Source organism: Demequina pelophila, from assembly GCF_000971175.1.
Lineage (GTDB): Bacteria > Actinomycetota > Actinomycetes > Actinomycetales > Demequinaceae > Demequina > Demequina pelophila.
In genome coordinates this window covers 818,880-833,597 of sequence record NZ_BBLY01000001.1, presented here as the reverse complement: position 1 = coordinate 833,597, position 14,718 = coordinate 818,880, and the positions used below count along the sequence as shown (strand labels likewise).

General features: G+C 72.4%; 13 protein-coding genes and 1 pseudogene. 11 read left to right on the top strand and 3 right to left on the bottom strand.

Annotated elements, in window-relative coordinates; all coding sequences use genetic code 11:
- The first annotated feature begins 61 nt into the window (after nt 1–61).
- Complete coding sequence (locus AOM03_RS03820; RefSeq protein WP_062378452.1) at nt 62–1,354, top strand: cation:proton antiporter domain-containing protein; 1,293 nt, start codon at nt 62–64, stop codon at nt 1,352–1,354.
- Here the strand turns inward: AOM03_RS03820 and AOM03_RS03815 are convergent.
- Nucleotides 1,351–2,358 (bottom strand): AraC family transcriptional regulator, encoded by a 1,008-nt coding sequence (locus tag AOM03_RS03815; protein WP_062378450.1) that lies wholly within the window; start codon nt 2,356–2,358, stop codon nt 1,351–1,353. The genes AOM03_RS03820 and AOM03_RS03815 overlap by 4 nt on opposite strands.
- Nucleotides 2,359–2,524: 166 nt before the next feature.
- Here AOM03_RS03815 and AOM03_RS03810 point away from each other — a divergent pair, with 166 nt between their 5' ends.
- The 3 genes from AOM03_RS03810 (at nt 2,525) to AOM03_RS03800 (ending at nt 5,029) form a co-directional block, all read left to right on the top strand.
- Nucleotides 2,525–3,508 carry an NAD(P)-dependent alcohol dehydrogenase gene (locus tag AOM03_RS03810; RefSeq protein ID WP_227589874.1) on the top strand — a complete coding sequence of 328 codons (984 nt, stop codon included), beginning with the start codon at nt 2,525–2,527 and terminating at the stop codon, nt 3,506–3,508.
- Between the two features lie 110 nt (nt 3,509–3,618).
- Entirely contained in the window at nt 3,619–4,413 is a 795-nt protein-coding gene (locus tag AOM03_RS03805; protein WP_062378448.1) for a DUF4386 domain-containing protein, read from the top strand.
- A gap of 172 nt (nt 4,414–4,585) precedes the next feature.
- Complete coding sequence (locus AOM03_RS03800) at nt 4,586–5,029, top strand: hypothetical protein (RefSeq protein ID WP_062378446.1); 444 nt, start codon at nt 4,586–4,588, stop codon at nt 5,027–5,029.
- Here AOM03_RS03800 and AOM03_RS12950 read toward each other — a convergent pair.
- Nucleotides 5,007–5,315: pseudogene (locus AOM03_RS12950) on the bottom strand (recombinase family protein); the annotation flags it as partial. The gene AOM03_RS03800 and the pseudogene AOM03_RS12950 sit on opposite strands and share 23 nt — an antisense overlap.
- Here AOM03_RS12950 and AOM03_RS13125 point away from each other — a divergent pair.
- From AOM03_RS13125 to AOM03_RS03765, 6 genes are all read left to right on the top strand, one after another.
- Complete coding sequence (locus AOM03_RS13125) at nt 5,264–5,467, top strand: hypothetical protein (RefSeq protein WP_082092073.1); 204 nt, start codon at nt 5,264–5,266, stop codon at nt 5,465–5,467. The pseudogene AOM03_RS12950 and the gene AOM03_RS13125 sit on opposite strands and share 52 nt — an antisense overlap.
- Before the next feature lie 219 nt (nt 5,468–5,686).
- Nucleotides 5,687–7,297 (top strand): LPXTG cell wall anchor domain-containing protein, encoded by a 1,611-nt coding sequence (locus AOM03_RS03790; RefSeq protein ID WP_062378442.1) that lies wholly within the window; start codon nt 5,687–5,689, stop codon nt 7,295–7,297.
- 597 nt (nt 7,298–7,894) lie between these two features.
- Nucleotides 7,895–8,098, top strand: a complete 204-nt coding sequence (locus AOM03_RS03780; RefSeq protein ID WP_062378438.1) for a hypothetical protein — start codon at nt 7,895–7,897, stop codon at nt 8,096–8,098.
- A 56-nt stretch (nt 8,099–8,154) separates the two neighbouring features.
- Entirely contained in the window at nt 8,155–9,573 is a 1,419-nt protein-coding gene (locus tag AOM03_RS03775; RefSeq protein ID WP_062378437.1) for a S1C family serine protease, read from the top strand.
- 382 nt (nt 9,574–9,955) lie between these two features.
- Nucleotides 9,956–11,122 (top strand): lactaldehyde reductase, encoded by a 1,167-nt coding sequence (gene fucO / locus AOM03_RS03770; RefSeq protein WP_062378435.1) that lies wholly within the window; start codon nt 9,956–9,958, stop codon nt 11,120–11,122.
- A gap of 184 nt (nt 11,123–11,306) precedes the next feature.
- On the top strand, nt 11,307–11,954 hold the full coding sequence (locus tag AOM03_RS03765; protein ID WP_062378433.1) for an MBL fold metallo-hydrolase: 648 nt from the start codon (nt 11,307–11,309) through the stop codon (nt 11,952–11,954).
- Between the two features lie 71 nt (nt 11,955–12,025).
- On the opposite strand, the gene AOM03_RS03760 is transcribed toward AOM03_RS03765, so the two are convergent.
- Nucleotides 12,026–12,850: a class II aldolase/adducin family protein gene (locus tag AOM03_RS03760; RefSeq protein ID WP_227589873.1), complete on the bottom strand. Its 825-nt coding sequence runs from the start codon at nt 12,848–12,850 to the stop codon at nt 12,026–12,028.
- Between the two features lie 499 nt (nt 12,851–13,349).
- Here AOM03_RS03760 and AOM03_RS03755 point away from each other — a divergent pair, with 499 nt between their 5' ends.
- On the top strand, nt 13,350–14,693 hold the full coding sequence (locus AOM03_RS03755; RefSeq protein ID WP_062378431.1) for an ABC transporter substrate-binding protein: 1,344 nt from the start codon (nt 13,350–13,352) through the stop codon (nt 14,691–14,693).
- Nucleotides 14,694–14,718: the final 25 nt, after the last annotated feature.

The window sequence follows — 14,718 nt, the reverse complement described above, 5'->3', positions numbered from 1 at the left end:
GCGGGCGTAGCGTGGTGCTATCAGGCCTGGTGAGCCGCCGATGCGGGGGAGGGGAGGGCCGGTGAACGTCGCCTCCGCCACCGCGCTCGCGCTGCTGATCGCGGGATGGGCGGTCATGTCGGGCGTGCTGTCGCGCCGCAACATCACCGGGCCCATGGTCTTCACGGCGGCGGGCCTGCTCCTCGCAAATCCATGGTGGGGCCCGATCCCGATCGACGTCGAGGCGGCCTCGGCCCGGGCCGTGGCGGAGCTGACGCTCGCGCTCATCCTCTTCGCCGACGCGTCGCGGATCGACCTCCGGGCGCTGCGACGCGAGGCCTCCCTCCCGGTGCGGCTGCTGGGGATCGGCCTGCCGCTCGCGATCGCGCTCGGCACCGCCGCGGCAATGATCCTCGGCCCCGGCATGTCGTGGGCGCTCGCGCTCTTCGTCGGTGCGGCGCTGGCCCCGACGGACGCCGCGCTCAGCGCGCCCGTGATCGAGGACCGTCGCGTCCCCCTGCGGCTCCGGCGGTCGCTCAACGTCGACAGCGGCCTCAACGACGGGATCGCGACGCCGGTGGTCACGCTGGCGCTGGTCATGAGCGCGAGCGCGCTCGGCGTGACCTCCGCGAGCGAGTCGGTCGCCGCGGAGCGAGCGTTTCTCGAGCTCGTGGTCGGCGCCGCGATCGGCCTGGTCGTCGGGGTCGTGGGCGGCCTCGCCGCCACCATCGCCTCGCGTCGGCGCTGGGCCCCGCGGGGCGCGCTGCAGATCGCCGTGCTGGCCCTCGCGATCGCGTCGTTCGCCGCGGCGCATGCGGCCGGCGGCAACGCCTTCATCTCGGCGTTCGTCGGGGGCCTCGCCTTCAGCGGGGCCACGCGTGGGCGCCTCGCCGAGGCCGAGGCCGACGCCGAGTCCGTGGTCGTGCTCCCCGAATTGGGCGGCGAGATGCTCGCGCTCGCGTTGTGGTTCCTCTTCGGCGCGGGCCTCGTGCCCGTGATCGTCGCCTATGGCAGTCCCGCCGCGTTCCTGTACGCGCTGCTCGCCCTGACCGTCCTGCGGATGGTGCCCGTCGCGATTGCGCTGATCGGCACGGGCCTGCCACGCCGGGATGTCCTGTTCCTCGGCTGGTTCGGGCCGCGCGGGCTCGCCTCGGTGATCTTCGCCCTGTTCGCGGTCGAGGCGCTCGCCGCCTCCGAGGAGCCCGTGGTCGGCACCGTGGTGGCGACGGTCTCGCTCACGATCCTGCTGAGCGTGCTGCTGCACGGGATCTCGGCGGGACCCGGCGCGGCGCGCTTCGGCGCTGCCGGGCCGGATCGGCGCGGCGGACCCAAGGCGCGGCGGCAATACCTCGCCGGCGCCACGGACGATCCCTAGACCCCTTCCACCACCGACCCCCGGAACTCCGCCGGCGTCCGCCCCGTCCACCCCTTGAACGCGCGGTGGAACGCGCTCTGGTCGGAGAACCCCGTGAGGAAAGCGACCTCGGCGAGCGAGTGCCGTGCATCGGCCAGCAGCGCCTCGGCGCCCTCGCGCCGCGCGCGGGCGGTGATCGCCTGATACGTCTCGCCCTCCTCGGCGAGGCGCCGGTGCAGGGTCCGCTCGCTCAGCCCCAGCCGCCGCGCGATCACGGCCTTGCTGGGAGGCCCGTCCGGCAGCAGGTCGGTGACGGTCGCGTGCACCGACTCGACCAGCGAGCGCTCGCCCTCGCCCGCCCTCAGCTCCTCGAGGTGCGCGAGCAGGAACGACGACAGCCCCTGATCCGCGAGCCGCCCCCGCGTGGCCAGCGTCGACGCGCCGAACACGAGCGCGTTGCGCTCGGCTCCGAAGGCGACCGGGCAGCCGAAGTACGAGTGCGCCTCGGTGATGGAGGCCGGGCGCGGATGCCGGAAGGCCACCTCGCGCGGCACCACGCGGCTTCCGGCCGCCTCGGACAGCGCCTTCATGACCGCCGCGAACGCGCACTCGTTCGCGAGCCGTGCCCCGCGCCGATGCGCCGGCCGGGACAGCGTGAGCGTCGCCCCGCCGTCGGGCAGGTCGAGCAGCGCGTACTCGAGCGTGTCGCTCAGCAGCACGATGTACCGCACGAGCCGCCGCAGCGAATCGCGCAGCGTCTCGGCGGTCTTCAACCCGAGCCCCAGCGCGGACAGGTCGTCGGCGTGCAGCCGCTCGCCGTAGCGGTAGGGGAGGCCGTGGTCGTCGGGCAGGGTCGCGCGCTCGAGGAGGTCGTAGTACTGGTCCGCGGGGACGCGCTCCTGGGCCGCGCGCGCCGGGTCCACGCCGGCCTTGAGCCCGATGCTCCCGAGCAGCTCCGCCGGGGTGGCCGGCGCGCTCGCGACGGTCGCGATGACCCGAACCACGGAGCTCCGCACGCTGCTCATGCGCCCCCTCCCGAACGCAACCCCGCTCCAGAGGGGCCGCCGAACCGGACCGGGCCCGTGCATCGGCCCCGGTCACCCCACCGTAGGCCGCCCGTGGCCGGAACGGTCAAGGAACCGGCCCGCGATGCCAAGACCGGGCACCCCGCCGATTCCTAGCGTGAAGCACATGAATACCGCACTCCCCACCACCATCCGCGCCGTCCGTCTCGACCGTTACGGGTCGCCCGCCGATCTCGAGCAGCACGAGGTCGCCATGCCCATCCCCGACGACCACCAGGTGGTCGTCCGGGTCCGCGCCGCCGGCATCAATCGCGGCGACGGGCTCGCCATCGAGGGCGTGCCGTACGCGGCCCGCCTGTCCTACGGGCTCACCCGCCCTAAGCGTCCCGTGCCCGGCACGGACGTCGCCGGCACGGTCGTCGCGGTCGGCGCCGGCGTCACGGCCTGGCGGCCCGGCGACCCCGTGGTCGGCTGGGCGAGCGGGGCCTTCGCCCAGTTCGCCGTCGCGGCGGACGATGCGCTGGTCGCCCCGCCCGCCGGCCTCGCCTTCGAGGAGGCGGCGGCCCTCCCGACGGCCGCGGTCACCGCGCTCCAGGCGCTCCGCCTGGGCGGCGTCGAAGCCGGCCGCCGAGTGCTCGTGCTCGGCGCGTCCGGCGGCGTCGGGACCTTCGCGGTCCAGATCGCGAAGGCGCTCGGCGCGGAGGTCACCGGCGTGTGCTCGACCCGCAACGTCTCGCTCGTCGAGTCCCTGGGCGCCGACCACGTCATCGACTACACCGCCGCCGACGTCGCCGCCCTCACCGGCTACGACGCGGTGATCGACCTGGTGGGCACGCTCCCGCTGGTCCGCGCCCGACGCCTCGCGGCGCCCGGCGGCACCTACGTGGTCGTGGGCGGCGGGCAGGCGAGGTCCCTCACCGGGATGCGCCGGTTCGCGGGCGCCGCGATGCTCTCGCCGTTCGGCCGCCAGCGGCTGCGCCCGCTGTTCGCCACGCCCAAGCGCGAGGACCTCGCCCAGGTGCTCGAGCTCGTCGCCGCCGGCGCGGTGCGTCCGTCCGTCGAGGCGGCCTACGACCTCGCGGACGCCGCCACCGCCGTCGACTTCGTCCACCGCGGGAAGGCCCGCGGCAAGGTCGTGCTGGTCGCGTGAGCGACCGGTCCGACGCACTGCAGTCCCCACACCCTGCCAGTCCCCACACCCTGCTAGTCCCCCCACCCTGCTAGTCCCCACCCTGCTAGCCCCCAGCACAAGGAGCAGCCATGTCATCCCCGACCCCCACCGCAGCCGTCACGCCCGACCCGGCCGTCGCATCGGCCCCGGTCTACGGAACGGACCGCCGCCTCCGCCGGCTCACCACCCTGGCGGGCGTGCTCTACCTGGCCATCTTCGTCATCTACCCGCTCGCGACCAGCGTGCGCTCGACGCTCGTGGTGCCCGGCGACGCCGCCGCCACGGCCGACGCGATCCGCGCCGACGAGGCCCTGTTCCGATGGGGCCTGGCGGGAGAGGCGGCGATCGTCCTCATCGAGATCGTGCTCGCAGCCGTCCTCTACGCGCTGCTGCGGCCGGTGAGCCGGGCGATGTCGCTCGCGGGAGCGTTCGCCCGCGTCGCCGAGGCCGTCGTGATGGCGGCCGGGTGCCTCGCGACCAGCGTCTTCACGCTCCACGCGCTGAGCGAGAGCGGCGCGCTCGACCCGTTCTCCGCGGCGCAGCGCGACGGCCTCGCGCTGTTCTTCCAAGAGGCGAACGAGGGCCTGGTACTCGTCTGGGGCTTCTTCTTCGCGCTGTCGCTGCTCATCACCGGGTGGCTGGTGGTCCGGTCGGGCTTCCTGCCGCGCATCTCCGGCATCCTCCTGGCGCTCGCGGGCGCCGGCTACCTGCTCCAGAGCTTCGGCACCTTCCTGGTCCCCGAGCTGGCGGGTACGTGGGAGATGGTCGTGATCGTGCTCGCGATCCCGGGCGAGCTGGTCTTCGCGATCTGGCTGCTGGTCAAGGGCGTCGACCGCGACACGTGGCGCGCCGCCGCTGCTCGGGCGCGGGAGGCCCAGGTCTGAGGCCAGGTCCGAGGCGACGCGCCGTCGCGTGGGGGCCGCTCCTACGGGGGCGGTCCCCGCGCGACGTCGCGCGGCGCGCCCGGCCGCGCGCGGCGGGACAATGGGAGAGGGACAAGGACGTCCCCGTGGAGTCGGAGAGGAGATGGTCGACATGGGCTCCACACTCGAAAGGATGCGATTCGCGATCCTGTGGGTCGCCGCAGGCGTCGCTCTCGTGGGCGCGATGGTGGTGTTCTTCTACGAGGTCGGCGTGCTCGAGGAGGCGGTCGCCGGCACCATGGAGGGCGAACCGATCACCACAGGAGACTCGCTGTTCATGGCAGGTATGGCGGTCTTCCCGCTCGCCGTCGCGGTCGCCGCGGTGTTCGTGCGCGGCCGTGCGAACGCGATCACCAACCTCGTGGGAGGGGTGCTGCTGGGCGCCTTCGGCGTCTTCGCGGTCGTGAGCGAGGGTCTGGTCGGTGACTTCCACACGCACGTGATCGCGGGTGCGGCCGCCGGGGCCATTGCATGGCTCATCGCGGGCCTCAGTATCGTCGCCCTGCGACGGCACAGCCTGGACAAGGCCCCGCCGGGCTCGGTGAGGCTCGAGTTCACGGCCACGGCACGACCGTGACGAGAGGCCGGGTCGGTTGCGATCGGCCCGGCTTCCGTGTGCCGTTGGCGGCCGCCCGACCGGTGTCGGCCCCCGCGCCGACCATGGCATCGTGCACGGTCCGCAACTCGTCTACTACGCCGAACTCGGCGAGCCGGTCGGTCTCGCCGATGGCATCCGGCGCCTTGTGGGCGAAGCGGTCGGACTTGGCCACCACGACCGCATCGATCTTGCCCGACTTGGCGTCCTCCAGGAGTGCACGCCATTGGGGTTGGTTGGAGCAGGTGCCGGAGCGGCCTTCATCGACGTAGGCGGCGACTGGTTGGCCTCCTTTGCCTCGCGGACCACCCGACCACGGGCGGGTATCCGGTGGTCGCGCTGGTGCGCCTCGGGTCGCTCCAGGCGTTGGGGCAGGCGCGGCCAGGCGGTGCGGTGCGGCTGGTCGGCCCCGCGGGCTGAGCGCTCTCGGCTCAGGCGCGCATCACCCAAGAGCTCGTCTTGGCGCAAATGTCGTATGCGGCACGAGTTGTCACTTGCAGTTAACCGAAAGTTGACGAAAGCCAAGACGCCGGTCCCGGGTTCGGGCATGCGGTGCCAGCCGATAGTTGTCAGCGGACGCTCCCTCGCGAAGGGGCGAGGGGCGTCCAGTTCTTGTCAGCTGAGGAAGGTAGTAGCTCAATGAGGCACGCACGACGTTCCACCGCCGCACGACCCGCCATTCGCATCACCGCCGGCACCCTCGCCGCCGCGGCCGCTCTCACGGTCGCGCCCTTCGCGATCTCCACCGCAACGGCCGCTGTGGACGCCGGCGCCTGCGCCGCCGCCGGCGGAACCGTCGAGGCCACCACCACCAACGGCGGCACCGAAGAGATCTGCGTGCCGGCCACCAACACGCTCGACGACCCGAACGGGTCGCAGAAGACCCCCGCTCAGGTCGACGCGCCGCCGGCGCCCGTCGCCCCCCGTCTGATTCCGCCGAAGTCGGCGACCCCTGTGGTCGAGCCGCCGAAGGCCGACCAGACCGTCGTGGTCGACGACACCCGCGACACGGTCACCGACACCTCGCCCGCGCCGGTCATCGTCACCCCGGAGCCGCAGCAGACCATCTCCGCCGACTCGCCGGTTCCCGACGATGCCAACTCCGCGAAGGACCCCAACTACGCGCCGCCGGCTCCGACCTCGCCGACCCTCATTCCGCCGAAGGCGGACGCCCCGGTCGTGGCGCCCCCGAAGTCGGACGACTCGCAGAATCAGGATGCGGACCAGGACCAGTACGTGGTCATCCCCGACACCCGCACCACCGTGGGCGGCACCTCGCCGGTCCCGGCCGACGCGAACTCGGCCAAGGATCCCGACTACGCGCCGCCTGCTCCGACCTCGCCGACCCTCATTCCGCCGAAGGCGGACGCCCCGGTCGTGGCGCCCCCGAAGTCGGACGACTCGCAGAATCAGGATGCGGACCAGGACCAGTACGTGGTCATCCCCGACACCCGCGCCACCGTGGGCGGTACCTCGCCGGTTCCGGCGGATGCGAACTCGGCCAAGGACCCCAACGCCGACCAGACGATCGTGATCCCCACCCCGGGCTCGATCGTCGGTGGCACGTCGCCGGTCCCGGATGATGCGAACTCGGCCAAGGACCCGAACTACGCGCCGCCGGCTCCGACCTCGCCGACCCTCATTCCGCCGAAGGCGGACGCCCCGGTCGTGGCGCCCCCGAAGTCGGACGACTCGCAGAACCAGGAAGGCCAGTCGGGCTTCACGCTGCAGGTCGGGACGCCGGACGGCCCGATCACCACGTACGTGATCCCGGGTCCCGGAGTCTCAACGGGTGGCACCTCTCCGACCCCTGGGTCGCAGATCGGCACCGCGGCGGCGCCGACGCTCTCGCAGGCGACGCCGTACTTCGTGCCGACCAAAACGCCTACCGCGACGCCGACGCTCGTTCCGAGCGCGAGGCCGACGCCGATCACGGTCGCTGAGCCGCAGCTTGAGGTTCCCTTCAGCGGCACCCAGGCCGCTGCAGCCAAGGAGGCTATAGCCCAGGCGGACAGCGCGTCGACCGCCATGCAGCCGATCGCCCAGCGCACGTCGACGCCCGCCGCGGCCCACCTGGAGGCGGCCGTCGCCAAGACCGGCTCGTCGGACGCGGTGGTCACTACGACCGCATCGTCCCTCGCCCACACTGGCGTCGATGACTCGACGCTCCTCCTGGGCAGTGGTGGTGCCGCACTGATCCTCGCCGGCGCCGGCTTCACCGTCGTCGCCCGCCGCCGCCAGGACGCCTGACCCTGCGCAGGCAGACACCGCCCCGGCCCCTCCTCACGGGTCGGGGCGGAGTCGTATCCGGACACCGCTTCGCCCGGGCAGCAGCCCGCCGCGCTGTCCTGCTGCGCCAGCCGCATCCGAGCAGACTCGATGGCACCGAGCGGGTTCGACGCCAGCATCTGGCGCTTGTAGCGGGCGTCGGCGCTCGCGATTCTCGTCGCCTCGACCATCTGCGACCGGTCGAACGTCACCCCCCTCCTCGCGGGCGATCCTGCCGACCGTGGCCGGGGAGACCTCGGCGCGCCGGGCGATCTCGTTGCGTCCGAGACCCTGATGCAGGAAGTCGGCGACCTGTTCGCGCTTCCGGTGTGACGGTTGCCTGTCAGCCTCCGATCGAGTCGAGATGCTGGACCTGCTTGCGCAGGCTGACCGCGAACTCGTCCTCGGAGTCGGCGGGGTGCGCGGAGTGGCCAGCGGGCCACGCGTCGGTGCTCGCCTCGCCTCGGGTGAGGGACTCGCTGAAGACACGGCCCCACGCTGCCGCTCTCCGGGCCTCCGTGGACACGGAGAGGGCCTGGTGGCCCTGACAGTGTCGGCCCCCGCGCCGACCATGGCGGGGTGCTCGGTCCGCAACTCGTCTACTACGCCGCCGATCGCGCGGGCCAGACCGCGGTGATCGAGACGGCCACCGGGCGCATCGCGGCGTGGATCGTGCGTGACGGCGAGGACCTGCGCGCCCAGCGCGGCGGCTGGCGCTCGCGTCCCGTCGAGACCGTGCCGCAGGCGATCAGGGAGGTGGGCGCGCGCGAGTCCGCACTCTGAGCGTTCTCCCAGGTTCCTCTGGGTCCGTTCCCCGGACAGGGGAGTGGAGTGAAGGTATGAGGAACTTCGAGGAGGAGATCATGAGCGAGATCCGGTACCCCGACAGCCCCGTCAGCGCGGAGACGGTCGCCTACGTGCGGCCCCGCCGCCGGTTCGGCACCACGCGCACCCGCATGCTCGCGGGCGCCTCCGTCCTCGCGCTCGCGGGCCTCACCATCGGCGCCGCGGCCACCTTCGAGGACGATGCGGCGACGACGGCCGCGCAGGTCGCGACAGCGGACGATGCGTCGGACGGCCTCGCGCTCGACGGCACCACGGATGGCGGCACCGACGGCGGTGGCGCGGCGCTCGGCGGCGCGGCCGCGATGCCCCAGGCGATGCCGGGCATGCGCGGCGGCCCGGGCGCCTACGGGAGCTACGGCTCGTACGGCAATGACGGCTCGTACGGCGCCGACGGCGGCGCGACCAACGGCGGCACCTACGGCGGCTCCGCGTACGGCAACACGTACGGCTCCACGCAAGAGGAGGCCACCGCGGCCGACGACTCCGAGTCCACCGGCGTGGTCCTCATCGACACCGTCCTGGGCTACCAGGAGGCCGAGGCCGCCGGCACCGGCATGGTGCTCACCAGCGACGGCCTGGTCCTCACCAACAACCACGTGATCGAGGGCTCGACGGAGATCACGGTGACCATCGCGTCGTCCGGGGAGACCTACGCCGCGACGGTGCTGGGCACCGACGCCGAGGACGACGTCGCACTGCTCCAGCTCGACGGCGCGAGCGGCCTCGCGACCGTCGCGATCGACGACGACGAACTCGCGGTGGGCGACGCGATCACCGCCGTGGGCAACTCCGAGGGCGGCGGCGTGTTGCTGGCCGCCGACGGCACGGTGAACGGCCTCGACTCGACCGTCACCACCTCCTCGTCGTACACGGTGGCGGGGGAGACCCTCGACGGCATGATCCAGTTCTCCGCCGACGTGGTCTCCGGCGACTCCGGCGGCGCGCTGCTCGACGACGAGGGCGAGGTGGTGGGCATGACCACCGCCGCATCGTCCGGGCTCTCGACCACCATCGCGTTCGCCGTGCCCATCGACGAGGCGCTCGCGATCGTCGCGCAGATCCAGGCGGGCGACGAGTCCGACGGCGTCTCGATCGGCTATCCGGCCTTCCTGGGCGTCGCGGTGAGCTCCGACACCGGCCTCGGACGTACGGCGGACGGGCGGATCGGCGTGGTCACCAGCGACGACGGCGCCCAGATCGCCTACGTCTACGCGGACACCCCGGCGGCCGATGCGGGGCTCGCCGCGGGCGACACCGTCACCCAGGTCGACGGGACGGCCGTGACGAGCGGCTCCGAGCTGGCCACGGCGCTCGCCGAGTACGAGCCCGGCGACACCGTGAGCCTCGCCTGGACCGACGCGAGCGGCGACGCCCACACCGCCGACGTCACGCTCATCGCGGGCCCGGCCTGAGCTGGACCCGTGCGCCTGAGCGTGCGCGCGTGGGCCGGCCGCCTCGCCCGTGCGCCGGCCGCCTCGCCCGTGGGCCGGCCGCCTCGCCCGTGCGCCGGCCGCCTCGCCCGTGCGCCGGCCGCCTCGCCCGTGGGTCCGCCGCCTCGCCCGTGCGTCTCCGGAGGTGCTCAGTGCCCAGAATCAGTGATTTTGGGCACTGAGCACCTCCTGGGGCGCTGGGGGCGAGGCGGGGCGGGAGCGCTGCGGCTGCGGAGCGCAAGCAGGGCGCCCGGGACCAAAGGCCCCCCGCGCATCGTCCCCCGCCTGAAACGATTCACGCGAACGGGCCGGTGACCACCAGCGGCGGAGTCGCCGCGCGCGGGCCCGGCAATGGAGGTGCGACGTGGCACATCGGATGATCTGGAACCAGACGGCCTACTTCGGCGCGGGCTCGATCGAGGTAATCCCGGGCGAGCTGGCCTCGCGCGGCTTCACCAAGGCGTTCGTCGTCTCGGACAAGGTGCTCATCGAGTCGGGCGTGACGGGCAAGGTCACCGCGCTCCTCGACGCCGCGGACTTCGCCTACGAGATCTACGACAACGTCCTGCCCAACCCGCCCATCGAGAACGTGCAGGCCGGCGTCGAGGCGTTCAAGGCCTCGGGCGCGGACGTCCTCATCGCGGTCGGCGGCGGCTCGCCGCAGGACACCTGCAAGGCGATCGGCATCATCGTCGCCAACCCCGAGTTCGGCGACGTGCGCTCGCTCGAGGGCGTCGCGCCCACCAAGAACCCCTGCGTCCCGATCATCGCGGTCCCCACCACCGCGGGCACCGCCTCGGAGACCACCATCAACTACGTCATCACGGACGTGGAGAACAACCGCAAGTTCGTGTGCGTCGACCCGCACGACATCCCGATCATGGCGGTCGTGGACGCGGACATGATGGCCACCGCCCCGCGCGCGCTCAAGGTCGCCACCGGCCTCGACGCACTCACGCACGCCATCGAGGGCTACACCACCAAGGGCGCCTGGGAGCTGTCGGACCTGTTCCACCTCAAGGCCATCCAGGTGATCGCGTCCTCGCTGCGCGCCGCCGCGGACGGCGACGCCGACGCCATGGAGCGCATGGCCCTCGCCCAGTACATCGCGGGCATGGGCTACTCGAACGTGGGCCTGGGCATCGTGCACGCGATGGCGCACCCGCTGGGCGCGTTCTACTCGGCGCCCCACGGCGTCGCGAACGGCATCCTGCTGGCCCCGGTGATGGCGTTCAACGCGCCGGAGACGGGCGAGAAGTACCGCGACATCGCCGCGGCCTTCGGCGTCGAGAACGCCTACGGCATGCCGCTCGAGGAGGCCCGCGAGGCCGCCGTCGCCGCGGTCGCGCAGCTCACGCGCGACCTGGGCAACCCGCTCACCATCGACGAGATCGGCGCCAAGGAGGAGGACATCCCCGCCCTCGCCCAGGCCGCGTTCGACGACGTGTGCGCCGGCGGCAACCCGCGCGAGACCACCGTCGCCGAGTTCGAGACGCTGTTCCGCTCGCTCGTGGGCGCGCCGGTCGCCTGACCCGTCGCGTCACCCGGGGCGCCTCGGACCTCACGGTCCGGGGCGCCCTTGCGCGTTTCCAGGGTGCTCGGGGACGTGCGAGGGGACGATGCGTGGAGCCCTGGCGTCGGCGCCTCGCCGGCCGCTAGGGTCGGGACGACGCGCCGCCCGGTCTCCGGGGCGGCCCGACGGACGAGGGGGTCCCGTGCAGCTCACCCACCTGGGCCATGCCTGCTTCATCGTCGACACGGGCGCCGCGCGGCTGCTGTTCGACCCCGGCTGCTACTCGGACGTCGAGGGCGTGACCGGCCTCGACGCCGTGCTCATCACCCACCAGCACGAGGACCACGTCGACACGTCCCGGCTGGCCGGCCTCCTGGCCTCCAATCCTCAGGCGAGGCTGGTGGTCGACCCGGACACCGCATCGTCCGTCGAGGGCCTGCCGCCCGGGGTCGACGTCGCGCGCCCGGGCGATGTGCTGCGCTTCGGCGACGAGAACGGCCACGGCGGCACGCGGGTGGACGTGCTGGGCGGGATCCACGCGGCGGTCTACCGCGAGGTGCCCGGGTGCACCAACAACGCGTACCTGGTCGACGGGGGAGCGCTGCTCCACCCCGGCGACTCGTTCACGGTTCCGGAGGCGCCCGTGGACGTGCTGCTGGTGGCCATCGACTCGCCGTGGCTCAAGCTCGCCGAGGCCGTCGACTACGTGAGGGCCGTGGGCCCGCGCGTCGCGGTGCCGATGCACGAGTCGGGGGCGAGCAATCCCGCCAAGTACGCTGGGATGCTGGCGGGGTTCTGCCCCGAGGCCGAGGTGCGACGGCTGGCGGTGGGGGAGCCGGCCGAGGTCTGAGGGTCCGGACGCGACGAAGCGCCGCCACCCTCGCGGGTGACGGCGCCTCGTGGAGTCAGGCGGTCAGCGGCTCAGAGCCACTGCGACTTGATGCCGAAGGTGTCGGCGACCTCGCGGATGTCCTCCGCGGACAGGCCCTCGGCGCGGCCGCCGGCGACCAGGTCCATGTACTCGTACTTGGCGCCGGTCTCGGCGTACTCGACGCGGTCGACCGCGCGGAAGACCGAGACGTCCGAGCGGGACATGGTGCCGTGCTTGGACCACAGGGTGATCTCGTAGTCGCGCAGGCCCTCGACGTTGGCCTTCCCCATCTCCTCGGAGCCCGGGATCATGAACTCGAGCACGCAGATGCCCTGCGACAGCGACACGATGGTCTCCGGCTCCCAGCGCAGGATCGCGCGGTTCATGCGCTCGTTGGAGCGGTAGGCCGGGATGTGCGACAGGTAGGTGAGGTGCGGGGGCTGCGCGTGGACCACGGCCTGGAAGTCGATGCCGCGGCGCTCGACCTGGTCCTGGTGGACGGCCAGGTGCGAGTTGAACTCCGAGGTCAGGCGGGCGAACTTGCGGGTGTTCGCGGTGTACAGCGTGCCGGTGAGGCCGCCCTCGTGGATCTTCACGGCGCCGATGGCGGACAGGGGCTCGGCCTCGATCTGGCGCAGGCGGCGGCCCGAGCCGGTCGCGAGCACGGTGCCGCCGGCGAGCGCGGGGGCGGGGACGGGAAGCTCGATCTCCTCGGCATTGGGGAAGTGGCGGCGGACCTCCACGTCCCAGCCCATGTAGACGGAGATGTTGCCGGCGCCGGCCTCGGACGCGTCGATCTCGCAGATGCGGTAGCCGCACTCGCCGATCTGGGCGATCATCTCGTCGAGCGTGGGCTTGGGCTTCTCGATGGTCACTGTGGTGCTCCTGTGGTTGTTGGGTGGGGAGCGGCGCAGCATCGCTGCTGCGTCGTCACGTTTCTCGGGTGAGGCCGATGCGCGCGTCCCGCACGTGCAAGCCCCGCCTTGAAACGATTCAATCACAGTTCGGGGGCTGCGCGCCAGTTCGGGGCCCCGGGCTTCCCGGGCGGGCGCGCCGCCGGGCACCGCGGCGGGTGTCGAGCGGGGGCGGAGCTGCGGGATTGTATCGATTCAGTAACGAGGCATTCCTGAGAACGTTCACAACCCCTCGCGGTGCCTCTCCGTCAGCGGCGCGCGCCCCGGGCGGCGGGCGAACTCCTCGCGCGAGTAGGCGTTTTTCCAGGAGTGATGATCGCGCCGCGAAGTTCGGGCCCGCCCTCCTCAGGCAGCACGACGCCCGGGAGGGTCCCTTTTGACTCCACTGCATAACGCTCCTATGGTGACGTTTGAAGCGCTTCAAAGCCGGAGCGCCTCGGAATCGATTCAAGGAGGAATCGTGAAGAATCACATTGGGCGCGGCCGCCGGTCTCTCGCTGCCGTGGCATTCATCGGGGCGAGCGCGCTGGCCCTCGCCGCGTGCTCCGGGTCCTCGGACTCGGAGGACAGTTCGACCGCCGCCGGCGACGGCGGTGAGTCCATGACCTCCAGCGACGAGTTCACCTACACCGGCCAGACCTCGAACACCCTCATCGCGGCCACCCTCGAGTCGCTGGAGGCCGGCGCGTGCGCCGCTGCCGCCGACGGCACGCCGCTGGTGACCGACTCGATCGCCGCCGAGCAGTGGGACCAGCAGCTCCAGGTGCTCGCGGCCAACGACGCGCTGCCCGCGATGCAGATGGCGCCCGGCACGCCGTCGCTCATGACCGAATGGATCGAGGCCGGACTGGTGGTCAACCTGTCCGAGGTGCTCGCCGACCTGGGCGTCGAGGGCGCGGTGCTCCCCGCGGCCGAGGCCACGCTCAAGCAGCTGTACCAGTCCGACGACCTCTACGCCCTCCCGACCGAGTACAACATCGAGGGATTCTGGTACAACAAGGCGCTGTTCGAGGACGCCGGCGTGGACGTCCCCGAGACGTGGGGCGACTTCGTCGTGGTCGCCGAGACCCTGCAGGCCGCAGACATCCAGCCGCTGAGCGCCTCCGGCACCGAGGGCTGGCCCGTCACCCGGCTCGTCGGCAACTACATCTTCCGCTCGCTCGGCGCCGACGCGATGCAGAAGGTCGCCGACGGCGAGGCGAGCCTGACCGACCCGGAGTACGTCGAGGGAGCGGAGGCGGTGGCGGCGCTCGGTGAGTCCGGCTTCTTCGGCCCCGCGCCGGGCTCGATCGACTACGACACGGCGATGAACCAGTTCCTCACGGGCGGCGCCGCCATGTTCTACATGGGCAGCTGGGCGCTCGGAAACTTCAACGACGAGTCGCAGAACCAGATCGGCATCGACAACATCGGCTACTTCCCCTTCCCTGAGGTCGAGGGCGGCGCCGGAAGCATCGACGAGACGCCGGCGAACGCCGGAGTGCCGGTGATGTTCGGCGCGGGCGCGTACACCGACGACATCGGCGAGTGGGTCGCCTGCATCGCGCAGAACTACGGCGACGTCGCGCTCAACGAGGCGGGTCAGGTGACCGGCTTCGAGATCACGGACGCCCCCGCCGAGCAGTCCGAGCTCACCACGATGGTCCAGGATCAGATCGCGAACGCGACGGGCTCGGTCCTGTGGTTCGAGGCGGCGTTCTCGCCGGCCGCGACCACCGTGTCGCAGACCAACGGCGGCGCGCTCGCCGGCGGCAACCTCTCCGGCCAGGAGTTCATGGAGCTGGTCCAGGCCCAGAACGGCTGACGCCCCTGCCTCGGGTTCCGAGCCC